The organism is Paenibacillus sp. FSL R7-0179, assembly GCF_038002265.1.
Classification (GTDB): Bacteria; Bacillota; Bacilli; order Paenibacillales; family Paenibacillaceae; genus Paenibacillus_AQ.
In genome coordinates this window covers 2522703-2540364 of record NZ_JBBOCC010000001.1, presented here as the reverse complement: position 1 = coordinate 2540364, position 17662 = coordinate 2522703, and the positions used below count along the sequence as shown (strand labels likewise).

Here is a 17662-nt window from a genome sequence, read left to right as displayed (position 1 = left end):
TACCTCCAACTCTCTATTTAGCTAATGGCTGCCTGGATGACTGGCTGCATCGGTACGATCTGGTTAATCACTTCACGGATGGCTTCTGCATCTTCGGTGACAACCCGTTCCAACCGTTTGAATTCTAGCTCCATCTGGCTCCGGGTGATGACGTTAGGTCTGCCGATGAAGATCCGGTCATGCTGAGTGGAACCCAGGTTCTCCTCATCGGTCAACAGTTCTTCATACAGCTTCTCGCCTTCACGGATACCTGAGAAGGTGATGTCGATGTCCTTATAAGGCTCGTAACCGGACAGTGTGATTAAATCCTCGGCCAATGCCAGAATCTTAACCGGTGCCCCCATATCCAGAACAAATACTTCTCCGCCATTCGCGAAGGAGCCGGACTGGATCACCAGTTGAACGGCCTCGGGAATCGTCATGAAGTACCGGACCATCTCGGGATGCGTTACGGTGACCGGCCCACCGGCGGCAATCTGCTGCTTGAAGGCGGGAATGACACTGCCCCGGCTGCCTAATACGTTACCGAAGCGTACCGCAGAGAACTTGGTAGGGCTTGCTACATTGAGACTCTGTACATACATCTCGGCAATCCGCTTCGTGGCTCCCATGACACTGGTCGGGTTCACGGCCTTGTCGGACGAAATCATCACGAAGCGCTCTGCACCATACATGTCAGCACAGTCGGCTACATTGCGGGTCCCGAAGACATTATTCTTGATGGCTTCGGAAGGGTTGCGCTCCATCAGAGGAACGTGCTTATGTGCTGCCGCATGAAAGACCACCTGCGGCTTATAGCTCTGGAATACATCCATCAGCCTTGACCGGTCCTGAATATCAGCAATCACGGTCACGATCTCCAGGTAAGGGAAGCTCTTGCGCAGCTCCATCTCAATCGTATAGATACTGTTCTCGCCGTGTCCCAGAATCATCAGCTTGTCCGGTGCAAAAGGAGAGATCTGGCGGCATAACTCTGATCCGATTGAACCGCCTGCGCCCGTAACCAGTACGGTCTTGTTATGAACGTAACCCAGAATACTATTCATGTCTGCGACAATCGGCTCACGGCCCAGAAGATCCTCTACACTGACATCGCGGAGCTTTTTGACAGAAATTTTGCCTGCAATCAGATCATTCAATGCAGGGATAATCTTCAGCTTCGCGCCTGTAGCCTTGGCCAGATTAATAATCTCGGATATTTCCGTTCTGGAGACCGAGGGCATGGCGATAATAATCTCGTGAATCTCCTTGTCCTTCACAATTCGCGGAATGTCATAACGGTTACCCAGTACAGGTACACCCAGTATGGACATGTGATATTTATCTGCGCTGTCATCAATGAATCCAACCAGCCGGGTGCTCGCGAAGGAAGGTCCCGTCATCTCTTTGGCTATTAAAATTCCGCAATCTCCGGCCCCTACAATAAGTGTATGCGTCTCCGTGTCCTTATTGTTACTCCGGTCATTGCGGAAGACTCTCCAGAAGAACCGGGCTCCGCCAACCAGTAACAGAATAGTCTCCATAGACCTTATTTGTATACTGAAGGGTACGCGCTCCGGCAGAATGATATAAGCTGCTGCAAATGATAGTACTGAGCCTACCACAATAGCTTTGAGAACCGATATAATCTCGTTAATGCTGGCATATTGCCACATTCTGCGGTAGAGTCCGAAGTAGACCAGGCTTCCCCCGACGGCCACCGTGGAGATTACTCCGAACACGATCATCTGTACCATATATTCCGGCGGAATCTCATTGTAGAACCGGAACAGGTAGGACGTCACGATGCTGAACCATATGATCGCAATATCGATCATGAATAAGACCAACACTCTGGTTTTCGCTGTCATTTTCAGTGCCTCCAAAAATAACAATTTATCTATTAAACAATTCAATTGCCATAGTAGTAATAGTAGTAGCCTTCACTGGCCTTGCGCTTCACGTTGTTAAGGACCACGCCCAGCATCTTGGCCCCGACCCGGTCCAGATTGTCCTTGGCCTTAGCTGCAATATCGCGCTTCACCTTACCGTAGCTGACTACCATGATCACGCCGTCACTCTTGGAGGCCAGAATCTGTGCATCTGTAACGGCCAACAGCGGAGGTGTATCAATCAGAATTACGTCGTATAACTGGCGCAGCTCCTGCAGCACCGCACTCATCCGGTTGGAGGCCATCATCTCGGCAGGATTCGGAGGAATCGGGCCGGAGGTCATCAGATACAGGTTATTCACACCGGATTCCTGAATAACTTCAGACAGATTCGCCTGCTGCGAGAGCAAAGAGGATAATCCATACCGGTTACTCAGGGAAAAAGTCTTATGCGCTGTAGGCTTACGCAAGTCACCGTCGATCAGCAGCACCTTCTTATCCGCTTGCGCGTACGCAGCGGCCAGGTTAGCGGTTACGGTTGATTTCCCTTCCTCCGGTCCGGAAGAAGTGACCATAATAATCTGGATCTGTTCATCTACAGAGGAGAAATCAATGTTCGTGCGCAGTGCCCGAAAAGCCTCGGATACCGGCGAACGCGGGTTGGTCACGGTGATCAGATGGCGTTGTTTATTTGGCTGCTGTGACATGCTCTAGTTCCCCCGCCTTTCTGCTCTGTGTCTGAGCCTGCTGCCCGGTGGTCTTGGTTTCTTCCTGGCCCAGCCGGGTAATCATAGCTATAGTCGGAAGTCCAAGGTATTTCTTAATGTCGTCTTCTGTCTTCAGCGTATCGTCGAGATACTCCAGCAGGAAGGCAATCCCCAGACCGATCATCAGGGATACGATAAAAGCAATCGCGAGGTTCATGACCACATTCGGCTCCACCGGTCCGGGTGCAACTGGCGGATTAAGCTTGGCTTCGTTGAGGATGGACACATTCTGTACGTTGAACAAGGACGGAATCTCCTGCTTAAATACAAGTGATATGGCATTCACGATCTCTGCGGCTCTCTGGTATGAATTATCTCGAACGACAAGTGTCATCACCTGCGTATTATTTACGGAACTCACGTTAACCTTCTTCAGCATTTCCTCTGCCGTAATCCCGAACTCAGGATAGTTCTTGGCCACAACATCGAGAATCGCCGGAGTCTTGATAATTTCCTTGTACGTATTAATCAGCTGAATGTTGGTATTAATCTGATTCAGATCCAGCTGCGCCGCCGTAGCTTGGGTAGGCGTCTGATTAACAATGATCTTGGTTGAAGCTTCATAGACCGGATTCTTGATATATAAGCTGTAGATCCCGGCAAGAACACAAGCCACGATAACAATGCTGATAATCATCCACAGTCTCTTCCTGACAATCTGGAAATAATCGCGCAAATCCAATTCTTGTGCTGACAAGTGCATTTCCCTCCAAGCTGTAAATTCTTATTCCCTATATCCTAAAAAGTGCCTCCTCTCTATACGACGAGAGGAGGCTCTCCACAATACTATTTACTTACTTGAAGTTGATCGTACGGTAGATAATCACTGCAGCTTCAGCACGTGTAGCTGTGTTGTTAGGATTGAACTTGCCGGCATTGCCGATAACCAGGTTATTGCTGGCAGCGAAGGCTACTCCGTCTTTCAGGGAAGCAGCGATCTTGCCTGCATCGGAGAACTTGCTCAGGGAGCTGGCATTCGTTGCAGCTTCCGGCTTCTGCGACTTCACGGCACGGGCAATCATCGTTGCCATTTCGGCGCGCGTAATCGTTGCATTAGGATCGAACTGGGCTGCACTGCGTCCAGTAATGATGCCCTTCTCAGCAGCAACCGCTACATAAGGAGCATACCAGGCAGTGGAGCTTACATCGCCGAAGCTCTGCTTCGCGGAGTTGTTCTCCAGGTTCAGTGCGCGGATCAGCATCTTGGCGAATTCTGCACGGGTCACGTTGTTCTTCGGAGCAAAGTTGCCGTTGCCTACGCCTTCAATAGCGCCCTTGGCCGCTACGACTGAGATCTGTCTTCCAGCCCAAGCCTGAACACTTGCAACATCCTTGAAGCTGACTTTGTTCTCCAGTACGGCGTAGGAAGAGAAGCTGTCACGCGGTTCAGTGATGTAATCACCATCTACAACACCGCCCTGGTATTGCAGTTCTTTGTAGACTACCTTCGCAACGGACAGCAGTTCACGGTCAACGCCTTCTGTATTCTTAAGCGGCAGCTTGATGATGATTGGCTGCTTGAAGGTGGATGTAACCACACCGCCCACATTCAGTTGGAAGTCATACACGCTGGATGTCAGCTTATTGCTGGACAGGGAAGTTACGGTTGCATCTGCTACAGTGGAAGTAGTCAGTGTAATAGCTTCACTGAACTGTCCTACTGGAATCGTTACGGTCAAGCCGTTGAACGTAATCGCAATGTTGGCAATGCCTTTCGCCTTGGCTGCTTCGATGATTGCCTTGGACAATGGAACTTCTACGGTTGCTGCGTTCACTGTACCCAGGTTCAGGGTAAGCGTAAGACCTGTCTTACCGGGATTCGCTGCAAGCAGGGCATCAAAGGCTTTCAGTACATCAGCATCTACCAGCTTCAGGGTTGCTTTGTCACCTACAATCGTTACCAGCTTGGATACATCATACAGGCCTGGTGTAGCTGTAGGGTTGGTAACTGGAGTTGTTACTGTGCCGTTGCCGCCGCTAGTGCCAGTTCCAGGAGGGTTAGTAGTACCGCCACCGCTGAAGCCGTAAGCTTTGATATAAGCTGTAGCCAGGGCTTTCACTGCTGGCTTCGTTGCTGGAACTGCAACACTCAGGTTCTTCAGGCTCTCCTTAACATCAGCAGGAGAAATGTGAAGATTGTACACTACTTGGCTTACTGTAAGGGCTCCAGTACCTGTCTTGTGGTTAAGCACTGTAGTAATGGCATCATTAATCAAGTTGTCCTGGCTTGCAGGATTAGCAACGATGTCCAACAGTTCCGAGCTAGTTTTGCTGCTGAGTAATGCGCGGAGCTGGGCTTCAACACCATCCGCGCCGAACAGGAATTCAATGAAATCATCCGTTGTAAGATTCTTTACGCCAGCCTCAGCAGCAATCTTCTTCAGCAGGTCCACATTCTTCACATCATAACGGATATTCTTGATTGCCGTGTAATCCTTGTCATACACATCATAGACTACACTGGATACGCTCTTGAATGCTGCATGGGCAGTTATCACGTCAGCTTCTTCCAGGAAGGTAAGCTTCTCAAGTACTGGCTTGAAGATTTCTCTGAATGCTGCAAGATCCACAGCGTTTGCTTGATTTTTGTAATTCAGAAGCAATACTCTGTCGGCTTCTGTAAGCTGAGCATAAATCTTCTCAACCTTAGCCTTCACATCTGCCTGCGATACTGCTGCTGCGGAAGCTGTACTCACTCCAAAATGTTCAGCCAGCCCCTTGCTGCTGAACGGGAATCCGGCAACGGATGCCGCTGCCATGCTTACTGCTAGTGTAGATACTGCCAGTTTTTTCTTCAAAGTCACTTGTCATCCACCTCTTTGTATGTATTTGTATTAAGAATAGTGCAAGAATCCAGTAATACCCATTCTACCATTAATGACACAGGAGGTCACCCCTTACGAGAAAAAAATCCGAACAATCTATGAAGTTTGCTGTTAGATTGAATAGAATTAACTCGATTAATCTCCTTATTTGCAAGGATATCGCGCGAATTGTGTAGAAAAAAGTCGACTGACTCTGCTCCTAATTCCCGCCTCACCACCCCGTAAGCCTCGCTTAATCCAAAGGGACGGTGCAACGAATCATGCGCATCGGATGCAATCATATGCACGGCTTGCTGCCGGCATAATTCGAGCGACAGCTTCTGCAGCTTACTCCCGAAGACGCCGGCGATGCTCTGTGCAGTAACCTGTCCCATGGCACCGAGCTCTATTAACCGCAGCAGCTTGGACGGATCGGCAGCAATCTCCGCGTTGCGCTCCGGGTGGGCGATAACCGGCACCATTCCCTGGATGACCAGCTCATGGCAGGTCTCTTCCATCGTGCGGGGCACCCGTGAAGAGGGCATCTCCAGCAAAATATACCGGGAACCGGCAAGCGTCAGCAATTGTCCGCGCTCCAGATCATCGAGCAGCTCCCCGTAGATCCGGATCTCCTGCCCCGGCAGCACGACCAGCGGATTGCCTGCCTCCTGCAGCTTCGCATTCAGCACCCGTACCGCCGCTTCAATCTCCGGGGCCGGATTCATATAGACTCCGTTCGCATGGTGGGGGGTAGCTACTACAGTTGTAATACCATCGTTATGGGCGTCAAGCGCCATGGCGAGAGCGGCGTCATAATCAGCAGCTCCGTCATCCATGAAGGGTAGAATGTGGCTATGGATATCTATCATATGTTGTTTATCGGTCCTTTCGTAGAGGATATGTATAGTTTTCGCAAAAAAATACAACCATTTCACTAGGAAATGATTGCCATATTTTAAAACAATATCACCTACGCTTCCAGTCGGAACAGCCGGCCGGCCGCTTCTGCAAGTCTCTCATCTACTTCGTTAATTACTGCCTGCTGCCTGCTGCGGTTGCGCAGATCGAGCAGTCTATCAATCTCTTGCCGGAGCTGTTCAATCTCACCTTCTACGCTCTGACGCTTGTAGACAGCCAGTATCTCTGCCACTGAATATTTATGCTGATAGATCAGCTTGGTGCCTTCCGGCCTCACTTCCGAGATCCGGCGCACCGAGCCGCCTTCATAGTAATACATCATCGTTAGATCCTTATAAATGCGGTTTACGGTTCCCGTGCCTTTATACGTGAAGAATAATTTGCGTACTGCATTAATCAGATGAGGATTCACCACCCTGCAGGACAAGGAACCCATATAGATGCCGCCTTTGCGTTCAAAAGACAGATGGACCTCCTCGCCTCCGGCCTCCTCCAGCACAATCTCCTGTTCTCCCGCGCCCAATACCTTCACACGGTGACTGATATAGCTGGTATCTGCGGTCAGCAGGAACTGGTTCAGCTGAAATTCGGTCATTTGCATCGTTGCATTCACATATTCCATCGCCAGACGCTGAGCCATAAACATCCCTCAATTCTTAATGACAAACCCTTAAGTCTCGGAAGGCGCTTCGTGCTGCGGTTCATCCCCGGAATTCGGATCATCCGGTTCTGCCGGAAGCTCTTCTTCGGTGGGTAGAGTGTGTCTATCTATAAGTTCCCATAATTCGTCTTTGCCAAGTCCAATCTCTGATGAATACGCAATGAAGCTGTCTCCCGGCAGCACACCGAGCTCCTGCTTCATTACCTTGATATGCTTCGGCCAGCGGGTCTTCGGAATTTTGTCCGCTTTGGTGGCCACTACGCAGAGCGGCAGATCGTAGTGCTTCAGCCAGTCGAACATCATTTTGTCATTGGCTGTCGGCGGGTGGCGCAGATCCACGACCAGCAGGACCATCTTCAGCGTCTCGCGTTCCGCCATGTACTTCTCGACCATTTTGCCCCAGGAGGCGCGCTGTGTCTTCGAGACCTTGGCATAGCCATAGCCCGGGAAGTCAACGAAATACATGCTCTCATTCACCAGGTAATAGTTCATATGCTGCGTCTTGCCCGGTGTAGAACTGGTGCGGGCCAGATTCTTGCGGTTAATCATCCGGTTGATCAGAGAGGACTTCCCTACATTGGAGCGCCCTGCCAGAGCAATCTCCGGCAAGGCATCCACAGGGTATTGGTCAGGGCCTACGGCACTGATAATAAATTCGGCGTTGTTAACTTTCATATGACTTCCTTTCTAATGCACACTACTGGGCGCTTCAATGCTTATTTCTGTATCTGAGTCTGAGCCGGTATTGATGCCTTCTTCATGATCTACGAGCGCGTGCTTCAGTACCTGATCCATATGGGATACCGGCACGAACTCGACATCACTCCGGACACTCTCAGGAATATCCTTGAGGTCGCGCTCATTGTCCTTCGGGATAAGAATCTTCTTGTAGCCTGCACGGTGGGCGGCCAGCGATTTCTCCTTAAGACCACCGATAGGCAATACGCGTCCGCGCAGCGTAATCTCACCGGTCATGGCTACATGCTTGGAGACATAACGCTTGGTAAGCGCGGAGATCAGCGCCGTGGCGATGGTAATCCCTGCGGACGGGCCGTCCTTGGGAATCGCACCTTCGGGAATATGGATGTGAATATCGTTCTTCTCGTGAAAATCAGGGGCAAGCCCCAGCTCCTCCGCCTTAGAGCGGGTATAGCTGAAGGCAGCCTGCGCCGACTCCTTCATCACATCGCCGAGCTGGCCGGTCAGCGTCAGCTTCCCGGTGCCCTGGACCACCGTGACTTCAATCAGCAGCGTATCGCCGCCAACCTCTGTCCAGGCCAGCCCGGTAACGGTACCAATCTGATCCTCCAGCTCTGCCATTCCATAGCGGAACTTGGCGGCTCCCAGGTAATCCTTGATCTCCTCCGGAAGAATGCTGACGCGCTCCTTCTCTTCGGAGACAATCTGCTTCGCCGCCTTGCGGCAGAGGGCAGCTATCTGCTGCTCCAGATTCCGCACCCCGGATTCGCGGGTGTACTCGCGGACAATCTTCAGCAGCGTATTGTCGCCGATGGACAGCTGCTCTTCCGCAAGGCCGTGGCTCTTACGCTGCTTCGGCAGCAGATATCGGCTGGCAATCTGCAGCTTCTCCAGCTCCGTATAGCCGGGAATGAACAGCATCTCCATCCGGTCCAGCAGCGGACGCGGAATGTTGTGCACAGCATTCGCTGTAGTGACGAACATGACGTTCGACAAGTCGAACGGCAGCTCTACGAAGTGATCGCTGAACGTATTGTTCTGTTCCGGGTCCAGCACCTCCAGCAGGGCCGCCGACGGATCGCCGCGGAAGTCCGCCGCCATCTTGTCGATCTCATCCAGCAGGAAGACCGGGTTGATGCTGCCTGCCGTCTTCATCCCCTGGATGATCCGGCCCGGCATTGCGCCGACATACGTACGGCGGTGCCCCCGGATCTCGGCTTCATCCCGCACGCCGCCCAGCGAGATGCGGACGAACTTGCGGTTCAGGGAGCGGGCGATGGAGCGGGCGAGCGAGGTTTTGCCGACGCCCGGAGGACCTACCAGACACAGAATCGGCCCCTTCAGACCCTTGACCAGCTTCTGCACGGCCAGGTATTCCAGCACCCGTTCCTTCGGCTTCTCCAGACCATAGTGGTCTGCGTCCAGCACCTCTTCCGCCTTGCGGATATCCAGATCATCTTCCGTGGCTTCGCTCCAGGGCAGACCGAGCAGCCAATCCACATAGTTGCGGATGACGCTGCCTTCGGCTGAGCTTGCCGGCATTTTCTCCAGACGGTCGATCTCCTTCAGGATCTTCTCCTGCACCCGCTCCGGCAGATTCTTCTCTTCCATCTGGGTGCGCAGCTCATCGGCTTCACCGGCCCGGCCTTCCTTCTCGCCAAGCTCCTTCTGGATCGCTTTCATCTGCTCGCGCAGGTAATACTCCTTCTGGGTCTTCTCCATCTGCTTCTTCACGCGCTGGCTGATCTTGCGTTCGAGCTCCAGCACTTCGCGCTCATTATTGAGGATGTCGAGCAGCTTCTCCAGACGCTTGCTGACGTCAATGGTCTCCAGGATCTCCTGTTTGTCCTTGATCTTCAGCGCCAGATGACTGGTGATGACATCCGCCAGCCGCCCAGGCTCCTCGATATCGGAGACCGCAGCGAGCGTCTCTGGCGTTACTTTTTTGGACAAAGTGATGTAGTGTTCGAACTGGCTCAGCACGCTGCGCATCAGGGCATCGCTCTCCTGGTCCACATCCTCCTGCTCCGGCAGCTCACGCGCCATCACCTCATAATACTCCTCGTTGTCCGTATAATGAATAATCTCGGCCCGCTCTACGCCCTCCACCAGCACACGAATCGTACCGTTGGGAAGCTTCAGCATCTGCCGCACATTCGCCACCGTACCCACGCGGAATATATCCTCTTGCCCCGGCTCCTCAATATTGACTTCAGACTGGGAGCAGAGGAGAATCAGATTATCTTCAACCATAGCTTTCTCTAATGCCCGCACGGACTTCTCACGGCCTACATCCAGATGCAGAACCATACTGGGATATACAAGAAGACCTCTAAGCGGTAATAAAGGAAAACGACGACCTTTGGATTTACTTTGTATCATCGCTTTCGCACCTCCCATGGTTCATAAGTAGTGTCATATGCATTCATTCTAACAAAAGCCGCATGAAAACACCAACCACCCGTGTCCGCAATTGGCGCAATTGGCGTTATTGGCACGCTCACCCATCGGTGTGTAGTATTCGCTGAACGTTCGTGTCCTATGCCGCCGAGTCCCCTGCTCATCCACCAAAAAAATCCCCCGGCAGCTGCCCGCCAGGGGATTCCTTCCTAATGTGCCTGTCTTAACCGGGCAACCCCTCGCCCGAAGCGTCCGCCTTCAGCAGTGAAGGCGCGGAAGAGAAGGTCTCGCCGGATACGGCAGGCATTCTGATGTCTGCTGTATCGGTGCCGAACAGGTGGCGGAAGACCTCCTCCACCGTGTCCACCGGAATCACCCGCAGCGCGCCGAGATCGGCGAACAGCGACTGCCAGTTCTCCTTCGGAATCAGCACGGTCGTTGCTCCCGCCTGGAAGGCCGCCTCCACCTTGGCGACCACGCCGCCGACCGGCTTCACCCGGCCATGGATGCCGACCTCCCCGGTGATTGCCACCGTGTTGTCCACCGGCAGCTGCCGGATGGCCGAGACGATGGCCACCGCCATGGCCACCCCGGCGGACGGCCCGTCAATAGGCGTCCCTCCGGGGAAGTTAATGTGCAGGTCATACTTGTCCGGCTCCAGCTTCATGGAGCGCAGTACGGTCAGCACATTCTCAATGGAGCCCCGGGCCATGCTCTTGCGGCGCACAGTCCGCGAGCCGCCGCGCGTCTCCTCTTCATCGACTACCCCGGTGATGTTCAGCCTGCCCGGCCCGTTAAGCGCAGGCGCAGCGGAGACTTCGATCTCCAGCAGCGTACCCATGCCGGGGCCGTAGACGGCAAGGCCGTTGACCAGTCCGACCTGCGGGGCGGAAGGGATCTTGCGCTCCGTCCGCAGCGGCAGCTGGCTGCTGCTGGCGACCCATTCCACTTCCGCAGCGCTCAGCGTGTCCCGGCCCTCGGTCAGCGCAAGACCCGCAGCCAGCTGGATCATATTCACCGCCTCGCGGCCGTTCGTCGCATACTGCTGCACGACCTCCACTGCTTCAGGGCTTGGCTTCAGCCCGATCTTCTGGACAGCATCCCGTCCAATCACGGCAATCTCCTCCGGCAGCAGCGGACGGAAATAGATCTCCATGCAGCGCGAACGCAGCGCCGGTGAGATCTCGTCCGGCGACCGTGTCGTGGCTCCGACCAGCCGGAAATCAGCGGGCAGGCCATTTTGGAAAATATCATGAATATACGCGGGTGTATTGCTGTCCTCCGAGTTGTAATAGGCGCTCTCCAGCAGCACCTTTCGGTCTTCCAGCACCTTCAGCAGCTTGTTCATCTGAATCGGATGCAGCTCGCCAATCTCATCGAGGAACAGAATTCCCCCATGCGCCTTGGTTACTGCGCCCGGCTTCGGCTGCGGGACTCCGGCCACGCCCATGGCCCCCGCTCCCTGATAGATGGGATCATGTACGGAGCCGATCAGCGGATCGGCAATTCCGCGCTCGTCGAAGCGCGCCGTAGTGGCATCGATCTCGGTGAATTTGGCGTCACGCTTGAACGGCGACAACGCATTTTTCTTCGCTTCCTCCATAACCACCCGCGCCGCTGCCGTCTTGCCCACACCCGGCGGCCCGTAGATAATCACATGCTGCGGATTGGCGCTGCATAGCGCGGCCTTCAAGGCGCGCAGCCCGTCCTTCTGTCCGACGATATCGTCGATGGAGGCGGGGCGTGTCTTTTCTGAGAGCGGCTTGGTCAGAGAGATCATCCGCATCTTCCGCAGCTTATCCAGCTCCTTGCGCGATTCCCGGTCCACCGCCGTCTTGTTCGTCTTCTGTCCCCGCAGCAGATTCCAAAAATAAACGCCGATGACCAGCGCGAAAAAAAGCTGCACGACCATCAGCAATATACTTAGTTCCATAGGTCACCCTCCTGTATCCTTCCGTCTGCCAGCTCTGTATTCAGCTACTACTAGGTAGTATAGCCGTTTCAAACATTCGTAAACTCCCGCAGCAAAAAAACCGAATCCCATTCTCCTTCCGTGCTCATAGATTGCATAGGATTTCCACAAACGGAAAGACTATACCGGATGATTGGAGGTGAATGATCATGACACATCTGGAGAATACACAAGGTCCGCAGGAGAAGCTGCCGCACGCCCTGTCCGCGATAATAGAAGGAATGCAACTCCGCCTGGGCAAAAGCACAGATATCATCTACCGGTTCATCACCCTCGGCCCTTCGTCCGCAGTCATTATCTTCATTGAAGGACTCGCGGATCCGCAGGAGATGATTCAGGCCATCCATGAGGACTCCAGTCTGTATCAACAATTCAGCCAGCCTCAGCCGGAGAGCTGCCTGAAGCTGCTGCAGGAACGGACGCTCTCCCTCGGCAAGGTCGGGGAGGTCAGCAACTACACGGAGCTGGAGCGTGAGCTACTCGCCGGTAACTCGATCCTCATCATTGACGGAGCTCCGAAGGCGCTATCTGCCGGTACGGAGGCACTGAAGCAGCGGGCAGTCGAGGATGCCGGCTCACAAGCCGTTGTAAGAGGGCCGCGTGAAGGCTTCACGGAATCGCTGCGGGAGAATACAGCGCTGATCCGGCGGAGAATCCAGAACCCGAAGCTGCGCATTGAAGAGCGAACCCTCGGGGAACAGACGCAGACGAATGTAGCTGTAATGTATATAGAAGGCAATGTAGATCCCGGGGTGCTGAATGAGCTGCGCAGACGGCTGGATGAAGCCAGGCTGGACAGCGTACTGGAGAGCAACTATATCGAGGAGATGATTCAGGACCCGCAGTACAGCCCTTTTCCGACGGTGTATAACACGGAACGTCCGGATTCCGCCGCATCAGCACTGCTGGAAGGACGGATCACAATCCTGGTAGAAGGTACGCCGTTTGTGCTCATCGTTCCCGCCTTGTTCGTACAGTTCTTCCAGTCCAGTGAGGATTACTACCAGCGGAGCGATTTTGCCAGTCTGGTCCGCATCCTCCGTTATTTCTGCTTCGCTGTAGCACTGCTGACTCCGGCCTTTTATATTGCAATAACCACCTTCCATCAGGAGATGATTCCCACAACCCTGCTGGTCAGCCTGATCGGGCAGCGTGAAGGCATCCCGTTCCCGGCGTTTCTCGAAGCCTTTCTGATGGAGATCACCTTCGAGATTCTGCGTGAGGCCGGTATCCGCCTGCCCAAATCGATGGGCCAGTCCGTATCTATCGTAGGTTCGCTGGTCATTGGCCAGGCTGCGGTAGATGCAGGGCTAGTCTCGGCTGCTATGGTCATCGTCGTCTCCATTACAGCCATATCCAACTTCGCCCTTCCCGCCTTCAATATCGGGATCTCGGTACGGATTCTGCGCTTCGTGATGATGGGCATTGGCGCTTCCTTCGGCCTATACGGGATTGTTGTCGCCTTGATTATTCTGGGTCTGCACTTATGCAGTCTGGAATCCGTAGGTGTTCCTTACATGACTTCCTACGCCCCCTGGCAGTGGCTTAGCCAGAAGGATAGCCTCATAAGGCTGTCAAGGCGCAACATGAAGAAGTATACCGGACATAACTGACAGAGAGGAGCAACCTTCTATGCGTATTCAACAAGCAGTCTGTCTGCTCCTGGTCTTCAGTCTGGCGGTGTTGCCCGGATGCTGGAGCCGCAAGGAGCTGAACGATCTGGCTGTGGTCATGGCGATGGGAATTGATGCCGCACCTGAGGGTTATGCCGTTTCTGCACAGGTGCTGAATTCGGGAGAAGCACGCAGCACCAAAGGAGCAGCAGGCAAAAGTCTGCCTATTCTTACCTACAAAGCCGTAGGCCAGACGGTTCCCGATGCTCTCCAGCACATGCTCAGTACAGCGCCGCGTACTCTCTACTTGTCCCACATCCGGGTGCTTGTCCTCGGAGAAAAGCTGGCGCGGCAAGGTGTCAGTGACATCCTTGATTTCATCACCCGGAATCATCAGCTCCGCAGTGATTTCTTCCTGTTGGTCGCGAAGAATTCCCAGGCCTCTGACATTCTGGAGATTAATACGCCATTCGAGCAGATTCCGGCCAATTCGCTCTACTCCTCCATTCTGGTCTCCCACAAAAATTGGGCAGCCACCGGTAAAGTCACCTTGCAGCAGTTCATTCTTGAACTGGAGCGCGGCGGCTCCAATCCGATTATGTCCGGCGTAAGGCTGCACGGCGATGTGTCAGAGGGAGGGACAGTCAAGAATATAGAATCCATTGTCCCGAAGACCCAGATCATCCAGGCGGGAATTGCTATTTTCAAAAAAGACCGTCTGGTCGGCTGGCTGGGCGAGAACACCAGCAAAACAGTCAACTATGCGCTTAATGAGGTTAGCTCCTCTAACGGCGATGTTACCTGCCCGGATGGTGGCAAGGTCGGCTTCATCGTCACCCGTTCCGAGAGCAGTATCCAAACCAGTCTGAATCCGGAAGGGCAGCCGGAATTCAAGCTCATGATCAATGTGGAGGCTGATCTCACTACGATTCAGAGCACAATTGATCTCACGCAACCCTCCAATATTGAGATGATTCAGACCGAAATCGAAGACAAGTTCAAGTCCAATATGCAAGGTAGTATTCAAAATGTGCAACAGCGCTACGCCTCCGATATCTTCGGCTTCGGCGAAGCGCTGCACCGCAAATATCCCCAGGTCTGGAAAGCTTACCGTGGGGATTGGGATGAACATTTCAAGCAAGTGAAGATTACCTCTGACTGCCGAACCCATATCCGGCGGATCGGCTCCATTATTCAGCCGCAGAGACGGGAGATGGAAATGAAATGAGCTGGAATTGGCTGCTGCTTCTGATCCTGCTAATCACTGCCTTTACACAACTCCCTGCATTGCTCCGCCTGCGTTCTCCGCAGGATACTGCGGTATTCTGCGTGTTCTGGCTGATCACCGCTTCGGTCACTGTTGCTGATATGGCAGGCTCCACTGCAATTCGTCCGATGAACTGGGTATACAGTATCATTAAGCTGCTCTCCTTCTGACCTGACCACTAACCACTAACCTGCCTGAAAGGAGACGGACCTGTGAGCAAGTCTAAGAAGCTCTCGTCTTTACAATTATTCATCCTGACCTTCGGTCTGACGACCGGAAGCTCCATTCTTGACCTCCCTGGTACAATGGCACAAATCGCCAGAGAGGATGCCTGGATCGCCTCTCTGTTCTGCCTGCTTATCAACCTTATGATGGTTGTCTTATGTCTTATGCTCTCCCGTCTGTACCCGGGGCAGACCCTGTTTGAGATTCTAGAATCTGTACTGGGCCAATGGCTGGGCAAGGCAGTGTCGCTTATCTACTTATTCTATTTCCTTATCCTTACCAGTGCCTTGCTGGGCGATCTGGGTTCCTTCATCACCACTGAGGTCATGCCCGAAACTCCGACCGAGGCGATCAAAATGATATTCCTGATTGTCATCATCGTCAGCGCATACAAAGGTATCGTCATTGTGGCCCGTTTAAGCGAGCTGCTCTTCCCTTGGTTACTGCTTCTGTTGACGCTGCTCGTTCTGGCCCTGATTCCCCAAGCGAACTGGACACATATCCTTCCCATTCTGGAGGATGGCCTGAAGCCGGTCATGTCTGCCGGCATCCAGTCCGCCATGTTCCAAGAACCTATTGTATTGTTGAGCTTCCTCCCTCTGATGAAGCAGTCCGGTAAGCAAGCCCGGGCCTTACTCGGCGGAACTGCTCTGGGAGGGCTGATTCTTTTCGTGCTGACATTGCTTAGTGTGCTGGTGCTCGGCATTGAGCAGACCTCCAACAGCAACTACCCTGTGTTCATTCTGGCAAAGGCTATTAATATCGGCAACATCCTGCAACGCGTCGAGGGAATGTTAGTAACGATCTGGATTATGACCTTCTTCATCAAGATCTCCTTACTCTTCCTGCTGATCCTGCAGAATTTCCAAGCCGTGTTCAGCCTGAAGCGGACCACCTACCTGATCTTTCCGCTCGCAGTTCTGTTATTCGTCTTCGCCTCCAATATTTATATCAACCTCATCTATCTTATACATATGGTGCAGACGGCCTGGTGGAAATTCGCTGCCATCCACCTTGTATTCCTGCCTGTGCTGGTGTGTCTGATTGCACTGATCCGCCGTAAGCGGACTGCCTCCGCAGCCAAGTCTTAAGACCCGGTTGTACGTGCTAACTTACTGAACCAGGCATACAAATGCTTCTAATTCAAAAAAGCCCTGCCCGTTTGCAGATCATCCGCAACGGGCAGGGCGCTGTTATATATAGAATTAGTTCTCTGTGTTGCCAACTGGTGTTGCCGGAGCCAATCCAGCGTGGCTGCGGCCGGGAATCTCGCCGGTCGCCTCGAAATGCTCGACAATAATGTCAATCTCTTTCTTCAGCTCGGAGACGAGCTCTGCCTCAGGCACCTTGCGGATCATCTTGCCGTAACGGAACAACAGCCCTTCCCCGCGCGCACCGGCGATGCCGATATCCGCTTCTCTGGCTTCCCCCGGACCATTCACCGCACAACCGAGCACGGATACCTTAATTGGCACCTTCAGCTTGGAGATGTACTCCTCAACCTCGTTCGCAATCGAGAAGAGGTCAATATCCAGGCGTCCGCAGGTCGGGCAGGAGATCAGGGTAGCGGCGTTCGAGATCAGACCGAAGGTCTTCAGCAGCTCACGCGCCACCTTCACTTCCTCCACCGGATCAGCACTCAGGGAGATCCGCACCGTACTGCCAATGCCCATGGAGAGCAGCGCACCGATCCCGGCCGAGCTCTTCACTGTTCCGGCGAACAGAGTGCCGGATTCGGTGATACCCAGATGCAGCGGATAAGGAATTACTTCTGCAGCTTGACGGTAAGCCTCGATGGCCATCGGCACATCAGATGCCTTCAGGGACACGATGATATCGTGGAAGTCCAGCTCTTCGAGAATGCCGATATGATACAGGGCACTTTCAACCATAGCCTCCGGTGTAGGATAACCGTATTTCTCCAGCAGATGATTCTCCAGTGAACCGGCATTCACGCCGATCCGGATCGGTATCCCCTTGTCCTTACAGGCCTTAACGACAGCTTCCACCTTATCACGGCGTCCGATATTGCCGGGATTGATCCGCACCTTGTCGATGCCGTTCTCAATCGCCAGCAAGGCCAGCTTGTAATTGAAATGAATATCCGCTACGAGCGGGATATGAATCTGCTTCTTGATTTCCTTAATCGCTGCTGCCGCTTCCTCATTGTTGACCGTTACACGCACGAGCTGACAGCCGGCTTCCTCCAGCCGCAGAATCTCGGCCACGGTTGCCTCCACATCGGCGGTCTTGGTCGTACACATGCTTTGAATTGCAACCTCGTTGTTACCCCCGATAATCACTCCGCCAACATTGACGGGACGGGTCTGGTGTCTCAGGAACATGATTTTCTCCCCCATAACGATCAAAGCTCCACCCTCTCCGCCCCCGCAGGTCATGCGGGATGTGCGGGAGAAAGTGGAGACCCTGAGCTGTATTGTTAAGCCGGGTCAGGCCGGGTAATG

The 17662-nt window shown here is 53.4% G+C and carries 14 protein-coding genes; 4 read left to right on the top strand and 10 right to left on the bottom strand.

Annotation, left to right across the window (positions count from 1 at the left end):
- Positions 1 to 17: 17 nt before the first annotated feature.
- The 9 genes from MKX63_RS11290 to lonB form a co-directional block, all read right to left on the bottom strand.
- Positions 18 to 1850, bottom strand: a complete 1833-nt coding sequence (locus MKX63_RS11290) for a polysaccharide biosynthesis protein (RefSeq protein ID WP_341017116.1) — start codon at positions 1848 to 1850, stop codon at positions 18 to 20.
- Between the two features lie 41 nt (positions 1851 to 1891).
- Positions 1892 to 2578: a CpsD/CapB family tyrosine-protein kinase gene (locus tag MKX63_RS11285; RefSeq protein ID WP_341017115.1), complete on the bottom strand. Its 687-nt coding sequence runs from the start codon at positions 2576 to 2578 to the stop codon at positions 1892 to 1894.
- Positions 2559 to 3341: a YveK family protein gene (locus MKX63_RS11280; protein ID WP_341017114.1), complete on the bottom strand. Its 783-nt coding sequence runs from the start codon at positions 3339 to 3341 to the stop codon at positions 2559 to 2561. Before MKX63_RS11280 ends, MKX63_RS11285 begins: the two co-directional genes overlap by 20 nt.
- A 91-nt stretch (positions 3342 to 3432) precedes the next feature.
- Positions 3433 to 5442 (bottom strand): S-layer homology domain-containing protein, encoded by a 2010-nt coding sequence (locus tag MKX63_RS11275; protein ID WP_341017113.1) that lies wholly within the window; start codon positions 5440 to 5442, stop codon positions 3433 to 3435.
- A gap of 86 nt (positions 5443 to 5528) precedes the next feature.
- Positions 5529 to 6311, bottom strand: a complete 783-nt coding sequence (locus tag MKX63_RS11270) for a tyrosine-protein phosphatase (protein WP_341017112.1) — start codon at positions 6309 to 6311, stop codon at positions 5529 to 5531.
- Positions 6312 to 6412: 101 nt separating this feature from the next.
- Positions 6413 to 7000: a non-ribosomal peptide synthetase module gene (locus MKX63_RS11265; RefSeq protein WP_341017110.1), complete on the bottom strand. Its 588-nt coding sequence runs from the start codon at positions 6998 to 7000 to the stop codon at positions 6413 to 6415.
- Positions 7001 to 7030: 30 nt separating this feature from the next.
- Positions 7031 to 7696, bottom strand: coding sequence for a ribosome biogenesis GTP-binding protein YihA/YsxC (gene yihA / locus MKX63_RS11260; RefSeq protein ID WP_341017109.1), 666 nt, complete (start codon positions 7694 to 7696; stop codon positions 7031 to 7033).
- Positions 7697 to 7708: 12 nt separating this feature from the next.
- Complete coding sequence (lon, locus tag MKX63_RS11255) at positions 7709 to 10102, bottom strand: endopeptidase La (protein ID WP_341017108.1); 2394 nt, start codon at positions 10100 to 10102, stop codon at positions 7709 to 7711.
- A gap of 241 nt (positions 10103 to 10343) precedes the next feature.
- Positions 10344 to 12053: an ATP-dependent protease LonB gene (lonB, locus tag MKX63_RS11250; protein WP_341017106.1), complete on the bottom strand. Its 1710-nt coding sequence runs from the start codon at positions 12051 to 12053 to the stop codon at positions 10344 to 10346.
- A gap of 188 nt (positions 12054 to 12241) precedes the next feature.
- Here lonB and MKX63_RS11245 point away from each other — a divergent pair, with 188 nt between their 5' ends.
- From MKX63_RS11245 to MKX63_RS11230, 4 genes are read left to right on the top strand one after another with little or no spacing between them, the layout of a single operon-like run.
- On the top strand, positions 12242 to 13705 hold the full coding sequence (locus MKX63_RS11245; protein WP_341017105.1) for a spore germination protein: 1464 nt from the start codon (positions 12242 to 12244) through the stop codon (positions 13703 to 13705).
- A 19-nt stretch (positions 13706 to 13724) separates the two neighbouring features.
- Positions 13725 to 14933 carry a Ger(x)C family spore germination protein gene (locus MKX63_RS11240; protein WP_341017103.1) on the top strand — a complete coding sequence of 403 codons (1209 nt, stop codon included), beginning with the start codon at positions 13725 to 13727 and terminating at the stop codon, positions 14931 to 14933.
- A complete protein-coding gene (locus MKX63_RS11235; protein ID WP_341017102.1) occupies positions 14930 to 15142 on the top strand; it encodes a hypothetical protein in 213 nt (70 codons plus the stop codon). Before MKX63_RS11240 ends, MKX63_RS11235 begins: the two co-directional genes overlap by 4 nt.
- A 42-nt stretch (positions 15143 to 15184) precedes the next feature.
- The gene (locus tag MKX63_RS11230; RefSeq protein WP_341017101.1) at positions 15185 to 16288 is read left to right on the top strand and encodes a GerAB/ArcD/ProY family transporter; all 1104 of its coding nucleotides are present in this window, start codon (positions 15185 to 15187) and stop codon (positions 16286 to 16288) included.
- 114 nt (positions 16289 to 16402) lie between these two features.
- Here the strand turns inward: MKX63_RS11230 and ispG are convergent, their stop codons facing one another.
- On the bottom strand, positions 16403 to 17542 hold the full coding sequence (ispG, locus tag MKX63_RS11225; RefSeq protein WP_340752027.1) for a flavodoxin-dependent (E)-4-hydroxy-3-methylbut-2-enyl-diphosphate synthase: 1140 nt from the start codon (positions 17540 to 17542) through the stop codon (positions 16403 to 16405).
- Positions 17543 to 17662: the final 120 nt, after the last annotated feature.